This window comes from Paenibacillus sp. CB74, assembly GCF_055687625.1.
In genome coordinates this window covers 6,823,820-6,839,935 of sequence record NZ_CM146009.1, presented here as the reverse complement: position 1 = coordinate 6,839,935, position 16,116 = coordinate 6,823,820, and the positions used below count along the sequence as shown (strand labels likewise).

12 protein-coding genes and 1 other annotated feature are annotated in these 16,116 nt (G+C 48.3%); all 12 genes read right to left on the bottom strand.

The window, feature by feature from the left end:
- Window positions 1-56: 56 nt before the first annotated feature.
- The 12 genes from ACX9NY_RS30130 to speD all read right to left on the bottom strand — a co-directional run bounded on the left by ACX9NY_RS30130 (window position 57) and on the right by speD (window position 15,967).
- A complete protein-coding gene (locus ACX9NY_RS30130) occupies window positions 57-1,433 on the bottom strand; it encodes a bifunctional folylpolyglutamate synthase/dihydrofolate synthase (protein WP_472476641.1) in 1,377 nt (458 codons plus the stop codon).
- 78 nt (window positions 1,434-1,511) lie between these two features.
- A complete protein-coding gene (locus tag ACX9NY_RS30125) occupies window positions 1,512-4,178 on the bottom strand; it encodes a valine--tRNA ligase (protein WP_472476640.1) in 2,667 nt (888 codons plus the stop codon).
- A 67-nt stretch (window positions 4,179-4,245) separates the two neighbouring features.
- Window positions 4,246-4,527 (bottom strand) — a binding site (T-box leader).
- 154 nt (window positions 4,528-4,681) lie between these two features.
- Complete coding sequence (locus ACX9NY_RS30120; protein ID WP_472476639.1) at window positions 4,682-6,214, bottom strand: LysM peptidoglycan-binding domain-containing protein; 1,533 nt, start codon at window positions 6,212-6,214, stop codon at window positions 4,682-4,684.
- Between the two features lie 263 nt (window positions 6,215-6,477).
- The gene (locus ACX9NY_RS30115) at window positions 6,478-7,383 is read right to left on the bottom strand and encodes an RluA family pseudouridine synthase (RefSeq protein WP_472476638.1); all 906 of its coding nucleotides are present in this window, start codon (window positions 7,381-7,383) and stop codon (window positions 6,478-6,480) included.
- Window positions 7,380-8,684: a glutamate-1-semialdehyde 2,1-aminomutase gene (hemL, locus tag ACX9NY_RS30110; RefSeq protein WP_339237097.1), complete on the bottom strand. Its 1,305-nt coding sequence runs from the start codon at window positions 8,682-8,684 to the stop codon at window positions 7,380-7,382. The genes ACX9NY_RS30115 and hemL overlap by 4 nt, the downstream gene beginning before the upstream one ends.
- Window positions 8,685-8,710: 26 nt before the next feature.
- The gene (gene hemB, locus ACX9NY_RS30105) at window positions 8,711-9,712 is read right to left on the bottom strand and encodes a porphobilinogen synthase (RefSeq protein WP_017692601.1); all 1,002 of its coding nucleotides are present in this window, start codon (window positions 9,710-9,712) and stop codon (window positions 8,711-8,713) included.
- 100 nt (window positions 9,713-9,812) lie between these two features.
- The gene (gene cobA, locus ACX9NY_RS30100) at window positions 9,813-11,375 is read right to left on the bottom strand and encodes a uroporphyrinogen-III C-methyltransferase (protein ID WP_339237099.1); all 1,563 of its coding nucleotides are present in this window, start codon (window positions 11,373-11,375) and stop codon (window positions 9,813-9,815) included.
- Window positions 11,376-11,379: 4 nt separating this feature from the next.
- The gene (gene hemC, locus ACX9NY_RS30095; protein WP_339237100.1) at window positions 11,380-12,336 is read right to left on the bottom strand and encodes a hydroxymethylbilane synthase; all 957 of its coding nucleotides are present in this window, start codon (window positions 12,334-12,336) and stop codon (window positions 11,380-11,382) included.
- 2 nt (window positions 12,337-12,338) lie between these two features.
- The gene (locus ACX9NY_RS30090; RefSeq protein ID WP_339237102.1) at window positions 12,339-12,989 is read right to left on the bottom strand and encodes a precorrin-2 dehydrogenase/sirohydrochlorin ferrochelatase family protein; all 651 of its coding nucleotides are present in this window, start codon (window positions 12,987-12,989) and stop codon (window positions 12,339-12,341) included.
- Between the two features lie 5 nt (window positions 12,990-12,994).
- The gene (ccsA, locus tag ACX9NY_RS30085; protein WP_445252757.1) at window positions 12,995-13,822 is read right to left on the bottom strand and encodes a cytochrome c biogenesis protein CcsA; all 828 of its coding nucleotides are present in this window, start codon (window positions 13,820-13,822) and stop codon (window positions 12,995-12,997) included.
- Window positions 13,823-13,836: 14 nt separating this feature from the next.
- Window positions 13,837-15,222, bottom strand: a complete 1,386-nt coding sequence (gene hemA, locus ACX9NY_RS30080) for a glutamyl-tRNA reductase (protein ID WP_339237104.1) — start codon at window positions 15,220-15,222, stop codon at window positions 13,837-13,839.
- A 343-nt stretch (window positions 15,223-15,565) separates the two neighbouring features.
- A complete protein-coding gene (gene speD, locus ACX9NY_RS30075) occupies window positions 15,566-15,967 on the bottom strand; it encodes an adenosylmethionine decarboxylase (protein ID WP_339237107.1) in 402 nt (133 codons plus the stop codon).
- Window positions 15,968-16,116: the final 149 nt, after the last annotated feature.

Sequence of the window (16,116 nt, the reverse complement as noted above, 5' to 3'; positions counted from 1 at the left end):
GCCATATCCGCCAATCCCTATAAAATGAACGTGTTCCGATGTATTTAACAAAACTTTCACCAACCTTTTTCAGAATCGGTTTGATGCAAAAGGGCTGCCCGCACATCCGCAATCAGGTACAGTGTGCCGGAGACCACCCCCAGATCCTCCGCTTCCGTCCGTGACTTCAATAGATCAAGAGCCTTTGCCCATTCGGGCTCGACGATGATTTCCAGTTCCTGCTTCGCAAAGGCGGGACGTACCCGTTCGACAATCTGCAGCAATTCATCTGCAGCCATTTTGCGTCGGAAGTCTGGCTCGGTCAGGATCAGCGTATCCACTAGTGGCAGTATATGCTGCAAATATGATTCGTGATGCTTATTTGCCAACATACCCATCATCAAAATTAACTTGTTGTGAGGATAGACATCCGTAATGCTCTTGGCCAGCGACTCTGCCCCTTCCGGATTATGTGCTCCATCGAGCACAATTCGGGGTTCATCGACGACTTTTTCGAATCTCCCTGCCCAAAAAGCATTCTCCAGTCCAAGTGCGATATCGTTGTCATCCAGCATAAATGCCATGTATTGTCTAAGCAATTCGAGCACCATCAGTGCGGCCGCTGCATTGTCACATTGGTGTGAGCCCTGCATGCGGATGCGAACGTCCAGGTCACGAAAAGGGCCTGTAAAATGAAAAGATTGTCCGTTCTCATTACTCTCCAGTCGATGATAAGAGAATTGATTTCCAGCCAAATACAGGCTTGATTGAAGCTGCTGTGCTTTCTCCTGAATCACTTTCACAGCTTCGGGTTGCGTCGCGCAGGTTACAACGGGTACTCCCGGCTTGATAATGCCTGCCTTTTCTCCAGCGATCTGCTCAATCGTATCTCCAAGCACATCCGTATGATCCATACCAATGTTGGTGATGACGGACACAACAGGCGAAACAATATTCGTTACGTCCATCCTTCCCCCCAGCCCCGTCTCCCATACCACAACATCAGGGTAGCACTCTTCTGCATAATACAGAAGCGCGAGAGCCGTAGACACCTCAAACATCGTTGGGGAACCAAGCGGTGTAGATGCCATTTCCATAACCAGCGGTCGCAAACGGTTAGAGATCTTCAACAGTGTCTCTTCCGGAATATCCTCGCCGTTGTATTGAAAACGGTTCGTAAACTTGGTGATATAAGGCGATGTAAAGGTACCCACATCATATCCAGCCTGAAGAAGCACTGACGTCAAAAAAGCGCAAGTCGAACCTTTGCCGTTCGTTCCCGCGACGTGAATAAATTTGAGACGTTGGTGAGGATTGCCTAACATAGACATCAGACCCTCGATTCGTTCCAATCCAGGTCGGATGCCAAAAGGAATAAGGCCATTGATCCAGTCCACGGCCTCGTTATACGTAAGTATAGGAGCTGCTGCATCTGTCCCGTCTAATTCCGTCATCTGATTCACCTTCGGTTCCGAGTTTGAGTGAAAAAAGCGGCCGGATGGCATACTGGCTCTCCATCCGACCCAAATATATTAACCTTTCAGTTCCTTGATTCGTGCGATCACTTTATCCCGTTTATCGGAATAATCTGCTTGCTTCGCGCGCTCTTCCTCAATAACTTTGGCAGGCGCTTTGGCTACAAAGCCTTCATTCGACAGCTTTTTCTCCACACGGAGTACTTCGCCCTCAAGGTTCTGCAACTCTTTCTCCAGACGAGCCACTTCCTGTTCGATATCAATAAGACCTGCCAGCGGCAAGTATAGTTCTGCCCCTGTGATGATTGCAGTCATTGCCTTATCCGGGGAGCTCAGATCCAGCCCACTATCGAACTCGGAGGTGTTACAGAAACGTTTGATGTAATGACTGTTACGTTCGATGATACTGGACGCCTCAGGGCTGTTTGCTTTCACCATCAATTCAATCTTTTTGCTCATAGGCACGTTCACTTCTGCACGGATGTTCCGAACTGCACGAATGGTATCCATGAGCAGGTTCATCTCGGCAACAGCCTCTGGATTCTCAAAAGCAGGATCATATACCGGCCATGCTGCCAACGTAATCGTCTCACCTTCATGCGGCAGATGCTGCCAGATCTCTTCGGAGATGTATGGCATAAACGGATGAATCAGGCGCATGGTCTGATCCAGCACATAAGCCAGTACGGATTGTGTTTTCTTCTTGGCAATCGGATCTTCCCCATAGAAGGACAGTTTAGCGAACTCAATGTACCAATCACACAGGTCATCCCAGATAAAGTTATACAGCACACGACCTGTTTCCCCAAATTCATACGCTTCGATTAGACGCGTAATATCGCGGGAAGTTTCGTTCAGACGGTGCAAAATCCAATAATCCGCTGTACCAAGCTCTCCGCTGATGTCACGATCCTCATAGGTGAATCCTTCCAGATTCATCAATGCAAAGCGCGAAGCGTTCCAGATCTTGTTGGCAAAATTACGAGCCTGCTCCACCCGTTCCCAACGGAAACGGAGATCCTGGCCTGGCGTGCTGCTGGTTGAGATCATGTAACGCATTGCATCTGCGCCATATTTCTCGATCACATCCAGCGGATCTACACCGTTGCCCAATGATTTGGACATTTTACGTCCATCTGCATCACGAACAAGACCATGCATCAGCACATCCTTGAACGGAATCTCATCCGTGAATTCCAGTGCAGTGAAAATCATACGTGCAACCCAGAAATATATGATGTCATACCCTGTCACAAGTACACTTGTCGGATAATAACGTTGCAGATCTTCCGTATCTTCCGGCCAGCCTAGTGTGGAGAATGGCCATAAGCCGGAGCTAAACCAAGTATCGAGTACATCTTCGTCCTGTCTAAGCTTGCGTCCTGCATTCTCTGGTAGCGTTGTCGGATCTTCAGCAGATACGATGATTTCACCCGTTTCCTCATCATACCAGGCCGGAATACGATGTCCCCACCACAGTTGACGGGAAATACACCAGTCACGAACGTTCTCGATCCAGTTCAGATATGTTTTCTCGAAACGGTCTGGAACAAAATTAACCCCTTCGCCGCTCTGTTGTTTCTTGATCGCTCTCTCTGCAAGTGGCTTCATCTCAACAAACCACTGAGTAGACAGATACGGTTCAACAACAGCGCCGGTACGTTCACTGTGTCCAACCTGATGCGTATGATCCTCGATGTTGATCAATATGCCTTGCTCTTTCATATCAGCAACAATCTGCTTGCGGCATTCACTGCGATCCAGTCCCTGATACTTACCAGCTTCTGCATTCATTGTGCCACTCTCATCCATGACCGTAATCTGTGGCAGATCATGACGAAGACCTACTTCAAAGTCATTCGGATCATGTGCAGGCGTGATTTTTACTGCACCACTTCCGAACTCTTTATCCACATAATCATCAGCGATAATTGGAATTTCGCGTCCAATGATAGGCAGTACAAGGACTTTGCCAATCATGTCTGCATAGCGCTCATCCTTCGGATGAACAGCGACCGCTGTATCACCCAGCATCGTTTCAGGACGCGTTGTTGCTACTGTAACGTAGCCACTTCCGTCTTTGAGCGGGTAACGCAGATGGTACAGGTGACCCTGAACCTCTTTATATTCAACCTCAATGTCAGACAGAGCTGTCCGGTTCACTGGATCCCAGTTAATGATGCGTTTGCCGCGGTAAATAAGGCCTTTTTCATACAGTTGAACAAATACTTTGCGAACCGCTTGGGACAGACCTTCATCCAGCGTAAAACGTTCACGTGAGTAGTCAAGGGACAAACCCATTTTGCCCCATTGCTGACGAATGGTTGTGGCATATTGATCTTTCCAATCCCATACTTTCTCCAGAAACTTCTCGCGTCCCAGATCATAACGAGTCAGACCTTCTTCACGCAGCTTCTGCTCCACTTTGGTTTGGGTAGCAATACCTGCATGGTCGGAACCCGGAAGCCACAGTGCATCATAACCCTGCATCCGTTTGGTGCGGATCAGAATATCCTGTAGTGTAAAGTCGAGCGCATGCCCGATGTGCAGCATCCCGGTCACATTTGGGGGTGGAATTACAATCGTATACGGCTCGGCATCTTTACGTTGCCCGGCTTTGAAATATCCGCGCTCCATCCAGGTGGAGTACCATTTGTCTTCTGCCGCTTTAGGATCGTAAGTGGTCGGCATTTCTGTTGCAGCTGATTTTTTTTCCTCAGACATGTGTCATTCCTCCGTTACTTCATCTTCATCATCTTCGCCAAAAAAAACAAAAAAAACCTTTCATCCATCAAAGGACGAAAGGTTAGCTTTCGCGGTACCACCTTTGTTTCACGCCGACAGCAAGATAGACTTCCCCCTCTGTACAGGACGTGACACTTCAAGCAGATAACGGCTGCTACCGGCCCATCCTACCTCAGAAATAAATGACGATAAAGCTCATTCATCCCTTAAATTCAAACAGGCAACTCCCGGGCGACTTCGATCAGTTGGTTCCTGCGGAATCTCACAGCGTTGCAATTCCACTCTCTGAAAGGTCATACTGTCTACTACTCCCGTTCCACGTTGTTCTTCAAAAAACCTACACACATCATACCTTGCTCGTGCGCGATAGTCAACCTGACAGCAGCGGATAAAGTGCGCTGTTGTCAGGTTTAGGGCAAATCATGCAAAAACCCGCAATCCTCAAGGGGATCACGGGTCCTAACGAAGGCTTTAACTACGGATTAAGGGATGTACAATATCTGACCTTCTTCCACAACTTGTTCAGATAATCGATTATACAACTGAAGTTCCCTCGTGCTCAATTGATATCGATCCGCAATGGCATCCAGTGTATCTTCCCGCTGGACGATACACAACTTCACTTTGCGGAATGGCGTCTGATCCACAATCGTTCCCAGGAACAGATTCTTCCATTCCACATCCTCAGGTGCATACGTTTCTTCCTGTATCACACCGGCTGGAACCTCTTCGCCTCTCTCCACTTCAGCATCGCGTGCTGATCTGCCGGAGGATAACAAGGAAGAGATCCCCACACCCTCCTCTTGTCTTGGAGCGGATTCCTTTTTACTGCCAAAAGCAACCTTCATCTCCGGCTTGTCTTCCGTCTCAGCAACAGGTTCAGGGACAAATGCTTCATTCTGTACAAACTCATCTACCTCAGTCGCTTCAAAAGACTGGCGTTCTTCCTCTGCATTGCCTGCTTCGGACGTACCGAATACACCTTGCCAGTTCTCCGCTTGTGGTCCAACCGGAACATCAACTGCCTGATTCTCCTGCTGAGGTACAGATCTCGCTGATTCGAAATGCCATACGTCCGGTCCGTCCGGTACATCTGCTGCTGCGAGCTCATTAGATGATTGAGCAGCAGGTTCTTGGACTTCTTGATCTGAATTTCTAGGCTCTGTAGGCAATGCATCCACGGAAGGCTCGGACCACGCCGAAGACTCATCTTCCAGAGGAAGCAACGGTTCCGACTCTGGGTAAGAAGCTAACCGATCAGCGGTCTCAGCCATAAATGACGAGATGGGAGAAGGTTCGCTGTATGGCTCCTGGGATGCCAGTTCATCTCCATTCGCTGTCAGAGATGCAGGATCTTCGTTTGCATCAGGTTGTCTGTTTTCGTTAGCGTACTCCGCACTTGGCTCCGCCGATTGGAGTGGCTCCGACGAGGATAAGTTTGCATATTCCTGATGATATTCGGGGGCACCATAGGCAAGCTCTGCTGCATTCGCAAGTCTCTCTTCCTCACTCCGCTGGAGCAGATACTCCTGTGCAAATGTGTTAGGATCGCTATCTGTCTCTTCTGCTTCATCGGAACGGTTGGATTGCTGAGCATCCGGTGAGTGGACTACTGTAAACTCATCTGCTGACCACACTTGCGGCTCTTCAGCATGAAAGCCCTCGATGCCTCGCAACGACAACACGCCAGTAATGTTCAGACTACGATTGGACAACAGATCCACGTCAAAATTTTCGATCTCAATGGAAATATCCTCAATCGATCTGACTCGGTTCAGCGGCACTGTAATCTCCACGGGAATGAAATGTTTGAGCTCTTCTGAAGCCTCATTTTCTCCTCTGTACGCACCTGTAAGTAAAAGATGCCCTCTTAAGGTGGCATGATCATCCTGCCCTATGACTTGAATGCGCGGGTATAATTCAATCTCCTCCAATTCCTCAATCGCAGGAACTCCCTCAGACAAATGAACGCGCTCATAAATATCGAACCGCAAACCATAAGGTTGATTCAACAAAGGTGGCGTCCTCCTTTCGGCATATGTTCACCATGATCCTTCTCATGGGACTGATCCATGGTCCAAATCCTTCGTTACCCCATCTATATGCCTTGAATGAGATGAGCATGCCACCTTTTGAAAAACCTTGCTATATATGTTCAACTCTGAGTTATTTACACTGTCACTCCAATGATAGAACAACCTTCTGGTCGCTGTAATCCTCGCGTATACTTCCGAAGCAGCTTTCTTTCAGAAAGCTTTTAGGCGAAACAAATAGTGTATTAGTAAGCCTTTTCGCGCTCTGCCAGTTGTGTAAAATCGGACGGCCAAGGGTCATTTACTTCAATCATGGCTCCAGTTAACGGGTGGTTAAACTTCAACACTTCTCCGTGAAGCGCCTGCCTATCAATGGCATCCGCTCTTCCTCCATACAACTCATCACCGATGAGCGGATGTCCCGCATAACTCAGATGTACACGAATTTGGTGTGTGCGTCCTGTGTCCAGCTTCAATCGTACAAGAGTTGCCCGTTCCCACACTTCGACGATCTCCACATGCGTAACAGCTTCTTGACCACCTTCAGAGACACGTCTGCGCTGTTTGTGATGTCTGTCCTTGCCAATGGGAGCATCAATTTTGTGCAGTTCGCGGGATAGTTGTCCCCCTGCCATGGCTACATAATGGCGACCAATCTCTTTGCGGCGCATCGCTTCATCCAGTTTGGCGAGAGCAAAAGCATTTTTGGCATACAGGACAGGTCCGGTTGTATCCTCATCCAGTCGATGAACATGGCGTACACTTGCCTGTATTCCGTTCATCTCATAATAGGAGGCAACCACATGATCCAGCGTGATGGCCTGATCAGCGCGGCTTCCATCCGGATGCAGTTTCATGCCTGCCGGTTTGTGCATAACCAAACAGAAATCATCCTCAAACAAGACCTCCGCCTCAGCCCAGCGTGGCTCGACATCGATTGGCTGGGACGCAAAAAGGGCCAGCCGAAGCCGGTCCCCTGCGAGTTGTATTCCTCGGTTTGCTTTAAGCTGACGTAGCAGTTTCTCCGGAAATTGAAGTTCAGACAATAGCCATTGCTCCGCAGCCATCTGTTTGTCCGAGCTGCCGGTTACGGTTTTGCCTGGCATCAGCTCAAGCCATTCCCCGCGGCGTTTCCAACTTTTGATCGTCATAGCGATTGAAGAGCTTTACGATTCGCCTCGATCGTATCGTCAATATCTTGCTCCGTGTGCACACCAGAGACAAACATGCCTTCGTATTGCGAAGGCGCAACACTCACACCTTGATCAATCATGGCCGCAAAATAACGACGGAATTGATCCAGATTGCTTTCTTTGGCAATATCATAATTAGTTACCGGAACGGCACTGAAGAATGGACAAACCATGGAACCCACACGGTTAATAGTTATCGCGACACCCGCCTCAGATGCATTTTTCTCAAATCCGGCTTGCAGACGTGCAGACAGTGTCTCCAGACGGTCATAGACCTCTGGTGTTAACAATTTGAGCGTGGTATATCCTGCTGCCATAGCCAGCGGATTCCCGCTTAGTGTACCTGCTTGATAGATCGGTCCCGTAGGAGCAATCTGTTCCATCAGATCCCGGCGACCACCATAAGCACCAACCGGGAGTCCGCCACCGATAACTTTCCCCAGACAAGTCAGGTCGGGTGTAACCCCATATCGTCCCTGGGCACAGTTCAACCCTACGCGGAAACCGGTCATGACTTCGTCAAAAATAAGCAGGCTGCCATATTGCGTCGTCAAACTGCGCAAGCCTTCCAGGAAGCCAGAAGCCGGAGGTACAACCCCCATGTTACCTGCCACAGGTTCCACAATAACAGCGGCAAGTTCTTCACCATAACGTTCAAAAGCAAGTGTCACAGACTCCAGATCGTTATAAGGTACCGTAATGGTATTCACAGCTACGCCTTCAGGCACACCTGGACTATCTGGCAGACCCAATGTTGCAACACCTGAGCCAGCCTTGATCAGCAAACTGTCTGCATGTCCATGATATGATCCTTCAAACTTCAGAATTTTACTGCGTCCGGTTACCCCGCGTGCCAGTCGAATGGCACTCATGGTTGCTTCCGTACCGGAATTAACCATCCGCACAATATCGATGGAAGGTACACGCTCACAGACCAGTTTCGCCATCTCGGTCTCCAGCAAGGTAGGTGCACCAAAGCTTGTTCCTTTAAGGGCTGTCTCACGCAAAGCTTCTACAACGTCAGGGTGTGCATGTCCCATGATGAGTGGACCCCACGATCCTACATAGTCAATAAAAACATTGCCATCAATATCGTAGATTTTGGACCCTTCGCCGCGCTCCGCATAGATTGGCGTAAGTCCCACCGATTTGAATGCGCGTACAGGGCTGTTCACCCCCCCGGGTATGTACTGCTTCGCTTCCTCAAACGCGCTACGTGAGCGCTCATCATTACGACGATTACCTTGTTGTACAGTCATGTGTATCCTCCCCAATGTCGATTATTTTATTTCTCAGCCAACCAGCGAGAAGCGTCTTTTCCGTAGTAGGTAATGATCATATCTGCACCCGCGCGTTTCATACTGAGCAGGATTTCCATGGCTACTTTTTTCTCATCGATCCAGCCTTGAATCGCCGCCGCCTTAACCATGGCATACTCGCCACTTACATTATAGGCAACAAGCGGAAGATCAAATTGATCCTTGATGGTGCGCATAACATCCAGATAGGAAAGGGATGGTTTTACCATCAACATGTCCGCTCCTTCCAGCACATCCGTTTCGGCTTCACGCAGAGCTTCTCGTGCGTTGGCCGGGTCCATCTGATACGACTTGCGGTCCCCGAATTGTGGCGTTGAATCTGCTGCCTCGCGGAATGGGCCATAGAATGCAGAAGCATATTTTACAGAGTAGGACATGATCGGAATGTGACTGAATCCATTCTCATCCAGCCCGGCACGGATCGCTTGTACAAATCCATCCATCATGTTGGATGGTGCAATAATGTCCGCTCCTGCTTTGGCTTGGGACACTGCCGTTTGCACGAGCAGATCAAGTGATTCGTCATTTAACACATCTCCGCAGATGTGACCGTCAATCTCCACGGTGTGTACCATACCGCAGTGACCGTGATCTGTGAATTCACACAGACAAGTATCTGCAACAACCAGCAGCTCTGGGTACCACGATTTGATCAATCTCGTCGCTTCCTGCACAATGCCATCTTCAGCGAAGCCAGATGAACCCACACTGTCCTTCGTCTCAGGAATACCGAACAATAACACGGCTGGAATTCCCAACTCGGCAATTTCTGTTACTTCTTCCTGAAGACGATCCAGCGAGAAACGGAATACCCCAGGCATGGATTTGATTTCGGATTTAACATTTTCTCCATACGTTACATAGATCGGTTGAATAAAATCATCCACGGTTAGATGGGTCTCTCTGACCATATTGCGAATACCTGTGGATTGGCGTAAACGGCGATGCCGTACAATTGGAAAACTCATACGTGTAAACCTCCCTGAAAGTGTAATAGAGCAAAAAGGGAAGCGCGCTGGTATCCTATCGAATTCAGCACGCTTCGTATGTCAACATATTACTTGTGTATTAATTCCGAAGAACGCCTTCCTTGGCGCTTGTCCGTTTCCAGTCACATAGAACTGTGATCAAGCTATCCATCGTCGCTTCCTCTGCCATGAGCGTAACACGCAGTCCAGCGGCCTCTGCAGTCTTCGCTGTAACCGGTCCGATACATGCAACCTCCACATCTTTTAACAAAGGCAGCGGATCTTGCAATCCCATCCGTTTCAACATACTCATGAAGTTGGTAACCGTCGATGAACTTGTGAAGGTCACCGCATGTATACCGCCTTCTTCAAGCAGCTTGAGCAGTTCATCATCATCTTCACCAGCGAGGATCGTATCATAGATGATGGCTTCGGTGACTTGAAGTCCTCGTTCTCGCAGCTGGTCACGTAACCACGTACGAGCCAGATCACCGTGCGGAAGCAGGACTTTCTGGCCTTCCTTCAGTTCACTTTCAAAAGTCTCAAGCATGCCTTCGGCCTGGAAAGGACCTTTGACAACCTCTGCAACGATGCCATGTTTGCGCAAAGCGTCTGCTGTGGATGGTCCTACGGCAGCAATTCTTGCCTGATGAATGGAGCGAATATCCTTGCCTTCCTGTTCCAGATGGCGGAAGAAGAACTCCACGCCGTTCACACTTGTGAAAAATACCCAGTCATAGGTATTTAAAGCACTGAACGCGTCTTTGACACTTTGCTGCGCAGATTCACTGGAAGGCATGACCGTCTCAATGACCGGAAACTCATACGGTTCGCCGCCGAGTTCCTCAATGCGATTCACGAGTTCACTCGCCTGACTGCGAGCACGGGTCACCAGAATTCGTTTGCCAAACAGCGGCAGCGCCTCTGCCCATTTCAACTGTTCCCGTTGATTCACGACATCCCCTACCACAATAACAGCAGGCGGTTGGAAATTGGCTGCGATCACTTTCGCTTCTATATCTTCAAGGGTACCTGTAATGGTATCCTGTTCCGCTCGTGTTCCCCAACGAATCAGTGCTACTGGTGTTTGTGCTGGACGACCATGACGAATCAACTGTTCGCTGATATAGCCAATTTTGGCAACACCCATCATAAATACAAGTGTACCCGTCGCATTCGTCACTTTATCCCAATGGATGCTGCGATCGAGCTTGTCCGGACTTTCATGCCCCGTAATGATGGAGATAGAGGACGCATAGTCACGGTGTGTCACGGGAATTCCGGCATACGCTGGCACACTTATCGCAGCTGTTACCCCAGGCACAATCTCAAATGGAATGCCGTTTTTGTGCAGCAAATCCGCCTCCTCGCCCACGCGTCCAAAGATCGTCGGATCGCCACCTTTAAGCCGTACCACAACCTTGCCTTCCAGAGCCAGATCAACCAACAGTTGATTGATCTCTTCCTGTTTCATCGTATGCCGATCCGGGCGCTTGCCCACGTAAATCTTGACCGCGCCAGGTTTCATTTGTTTCAACAATCTCGGACTTGCCAAACGATCATAGACTACAGCATCGGCTTTACCGATGGATTCCCACCCTTTTACCGTAATCAGCTTTGCATCCCCAGGACCTGCTCCTACCAAAAAGACCTTCCCCACCATGTCTTCATCCCCTAACTTCTGCCAGTATCTGCTCTGCTCCCCGTTCGATCAATCTCCAAGCCACTTCTTCTCCCAGACGAACCGGGTCTTTGCCAGTCAGAGCTTCCTTAAGAATCAGTCCACCATCCGGTGTACCGACCATACCTGTTAATTGTAACGTGTTTTTGCCATTCAGGGAATCTGCATCTTGCTGAGGCAGCCACACCGCATGAGCACCAATCGGGACCTGACAGCCCCCATTCAATACACTGAGAAAACGGCGTTCCGCCTGTACAGGAAATGCTGTCTCGGGATCATTATACAGCTGCAACAAGTGCAACAATTCCTCATCGTCTTCACGGCATTCGATACCAAGCGCCCCCTGGCCCACAGCCGGAAGGCAAGCTGTTTCGGTCAAGTACTCGGTAATCCGGTCTTCCCAGCCCATTCGGTACAACCCAGCAGCAGCCAGAATAATCGCATCAAGGCCTTCAGTCTCCAGCTTCCGCAGACGGGAATCGATATTGCCGCGAAGCGATTCCAATTGCAAATCTGGACGATAGGCTTTTAATTGACTGGATCGGCGCAGACTGCTTGTCCCAACTCTTGCGCCTTCTGGCAATTGATCCAGCGTAAGTCCACCATTGGAAATCAGCGCATCCCGTGGATCTGCACGACGGGGAACAGCGCCATTAATTAATCCTTCGGGTAACTCGGAGGGCATATCCTTCATGCTATGCACAGCCATATCAATGGTACGATCAAGCATCGCCTGTTCAATTTCTTTGACAAACAATCCTTTGCCTCCCACTTTTGACAGCGTTACATCCAGAATGAGATCTCCCTTTGTAACAATCTTATGTACTTCAAAGTCAAAAGCTAATCCTTCCCGCTCACAAATGTCGCGTAAATCCTGAATGACATGACCTGTCTGGGTTAGCGCAAGCGCGCTCTGTCTACTTCCAACTTTAATTGTACGCATATCTATACTTCCTCCTGATTACGGGATATCCAGTCCCCGATTTCTTCTTCGGTCCACCACCGGAAATGGCCTGTACGAATATCTTCTAGTATGTTCATCTCAGTTAACTGCCGAAGCAACGTACTTCTAAGACTAGCAGAAGATACGCGTGCCTTCACCTCGGTCCTCATCTGGTGCAAAAACTCAAGATACGTCTCATACTCATCACCGAACTGTCGTTCGAGTGTGGCTCGTATCTCAGCAGCTGCTGCCGGCCCCGCCCCTGCTGTGGATATCGCTATGCTTAATCTTCCACGTCTGACTACGCTTGGCGTAATAAAGCTGCTGTGCTCCGAAGACATCGCGTCATTCACCAATATGCCCGCATTCCCAGCATCCCGAACCACAGTTGAATTGACCTCTGATCGGTCAGTCGCTGCATATACGAGAAAGGCCCCCCGCAAATCTCCATTGCGGTAGGACCGGTCTATCCATTGAATTCGGGATTCATGATGCAGTTGTTTTAATAAGGGAGTAAGCTCCGGACTAATGACCGTAATCTGAGCCTCGGCATGCAGCAATCCCTTAATTTTACGTTCGGCAACACGTCCACCACCAACTACACAGCACTTCTTGCCTGAAGTATTCACAAATATTGGCGTGTAACGCTCCATTTCCCTCACTCTCCCGTCCAACGATGAAACGCTGAATACGCATTGGATAAAAAGCTCACAATGACCAATCCGTATCCAATCAGTGTCCATCTTGCCATGATGATCGTAGAGAACTGTTTTCTTCTCTTGAATACGAAGTAACCTACGTAGATGGCTATAGCAAGACCTGTAGCAATTACTTTGAGGTCCAGTAGCAAGATCCATCGTCTTTCCGCCACAATGGATAATACGGCAAGCATTACAGAAACACCAAGGAGCGGCGTTCCTATCAATGTAGCACCATCCATGTACTTACCGATCACTTCCAGGCTTGGCAGCCGGCGCATCGTATCATTCCACTTTTTTTTCTTCAACTTATGGTGCAAGAAAAGATATAACAAGGCAAATACCGTAGCAACGGTTAACGCCGCAAAACCAAGATTCGCCAAGGTGATATGCATGATGAGTAATCCATGTACTGTTTGCCAGTTATGCAGGGATATCTCTCCGGCCGTAAACCACAGGCGGTTTAATACCGTAACGGAAAAACCTACAACATTCAGCAATAAAATCACAAATTCAGAACGCTGGATACGAGTCATGACAAGAGACATCAGCACAATACTGAATGAAAATATAAACAAAAAATCAAAGGTGGTGTAGATTGGAAAATGTCCTTCAGTCCACATGCGCAAAATGACATGTGTGACCTGAAGTCCCCAAACAACGACAAGAAACCCTGTGCCTGTCCGCTTCGCCCCCGCATTGCGTCGAATGCAGTCCGAGAAATAGAACAGTAGGCTCAGGGCATACATATAGATTAAAGCTTCATAGACTTGTTCAGCAACGGTCAAGCTGCCCACCCGCCTTATACGCCTGCCGGAGCATAAGCCGGCACGGGGTCTTGCCGGTTTTCGTTAAGGTGAGCGGCTGGTTTAGCCAGAGCTGTGGCGTCACTCTGACTCACTTTTTCAGCGGCCATCTCCACTGCATTTTCCAAAGCGAAAATCTGAGTAAACATGCGCAGAGCTTCATCACCTTGCTTCGTTCCTGCCATTTCCTTAATCCGATTAATCGGATCTGTCGTCATTTGATTCACAATACTCTTGGTCAAACGACGAATGACTTTACGCTGATGTTCATCAAGCTCAGGCAGTTTATTAAACAGGCTATCCATCGTTTCTTCATGAATGGAGACACCTTTTTCCTGCAAAGCGCGAATAACGGGACGAACACCCAACGTTTTGAGCCAATGGTAATAATCTTCCATCTCAAGCTCAATCATTCTCTCAATCTTGGCAGCTTCCACCTTACGCATCTCCAGGTTGCTCTCCACGATTCCTTCCAGATCATCAATGTCATAGAGATATACGTTGGATAACTCAGCAATCGCCGGATCAATATCCCGTGGAACCGCAATATCAATCAGGAACAATGGACGGGATTGACGACGCTTCATGCTCTCCCGTACCACTGCCGCATCCATGACATAACGTTCAGCTCCAGTAGAACTAATCACAATGTCCACTTCATTAAGACGATCTAATGCTTGTTCCATCGTACAAGGTGTGCCCCGGAACTTGGCTGCCAACTCTTCGGCTCTTGCGAGCGTACGATTTGCCACGATGACTTCGGATGCCCCGTTGGCATAGAGATGTTTCACGGTTAGTTCACTCATCTTGCCGGCACCCAATATGAGCACCTTCTTATCTGTGAACATGCCAAAGATCCTCTTACCAAGCTCAACAGCAGCATAACTGACAGATACGGCGCTCTCCCCGATGGAGGTCTCCGAATGGGCCCGTTTGCCCAGTGTAACTGCCTGTTTGAACAGCATATTAAACCAGGTACCTGTTGATTTCTCTTCCTGCGCTTTAAGAAAAGCCTGTTTCACCTGTCCAAGTATCTGAGTCTCACCAATGACCATGGAATCAAGTCCGCAGATCACACGGAACAAATGGCGCATGGCTTGGTCATCTTCATATATATATAAGTGTTGCGTAAATTCTTCCCGTGGTACATTAAACCATTGTTCCATGAATGTTCGAATAAAATAACCACACATGTGAAGACGGTCCACCACAACATACAACTCGGTACGGTTACATGTGGCTACGATTACACCTTCCAATACACTCTTGGTCAGCTTGAGCTGCTGCAGCGCTTCAGACAAGTCCTTTTCTGCAAATGTGAATCGTTCCCTAACCTCTACAGGCGCCGTGCGATAATTCAAACCAACGACAACGATGTGCATTGCAAGTTCACCTGCCTAATAAATTTCCAATCAAAGTGCTTACTGCATATGTCTATCCATTTATGATTGACATGGTTAATTATATCACACATCATAGCCGTGACCGGGTCATTTTTATGAAATGTTTATGAAATCCCCATGTTCATCATCATATGCACTGTCATTTATTGTAGTGTCTCACCAAAGTTCCCCGTTATGCGTTAAAAAGTGTCGATTATGAATATTCATAATGATATGGACATTTAAAACAAATAGCCATGGAATGATTCCATGGCTATTAAAGTTTGGGAGGTTATGCGTCCATCCCGATATGTGAACATTGTGTATGCAATATACTATTTATTTAAACCCATTCTGAATGTTTGTTCATCTCTGGTGTTTCAACTTGCAATTCGCCCAATCCACGTACCAGCTTCTTTGCATACGTTTTTTCCGGCTTTAATACGGATACCAGGTAGTCAATGGCCAACTGTGGGTCAACGGTATCCCCGCAAGTGTAACAATCAATTGCTGCAAAACCTCTCTCAGGATACGTATGAATGGAGAGGTGACTCTCCGACAAGAGTACAAGAACGGTCGCTCCCTGTGGGTCAAACTGCTTGGACTGCACGGACATTACTGTCGCACCACATGCCTCCGCTGCTTCAACCATTTGGGCTTGCAAGTACTCCGCATTGTTCAGTAGATTAAAGTCGACACCCCAAGTATCAACAGCAACGTGTCTTCCGAAAGTTGAATATTCCACCCTTCGGTTCCCCCTTCCTAGGAATAAAATGTTTGAAAAATTTCATCCGCTAGGACCTACGTCATTCACTTCCCGAGGGAAAAATCTCTCGCAACATATAATGTCCTGAGTGAATCCTGGTTCCTATATTGTTTTCAACGAGATTAAAA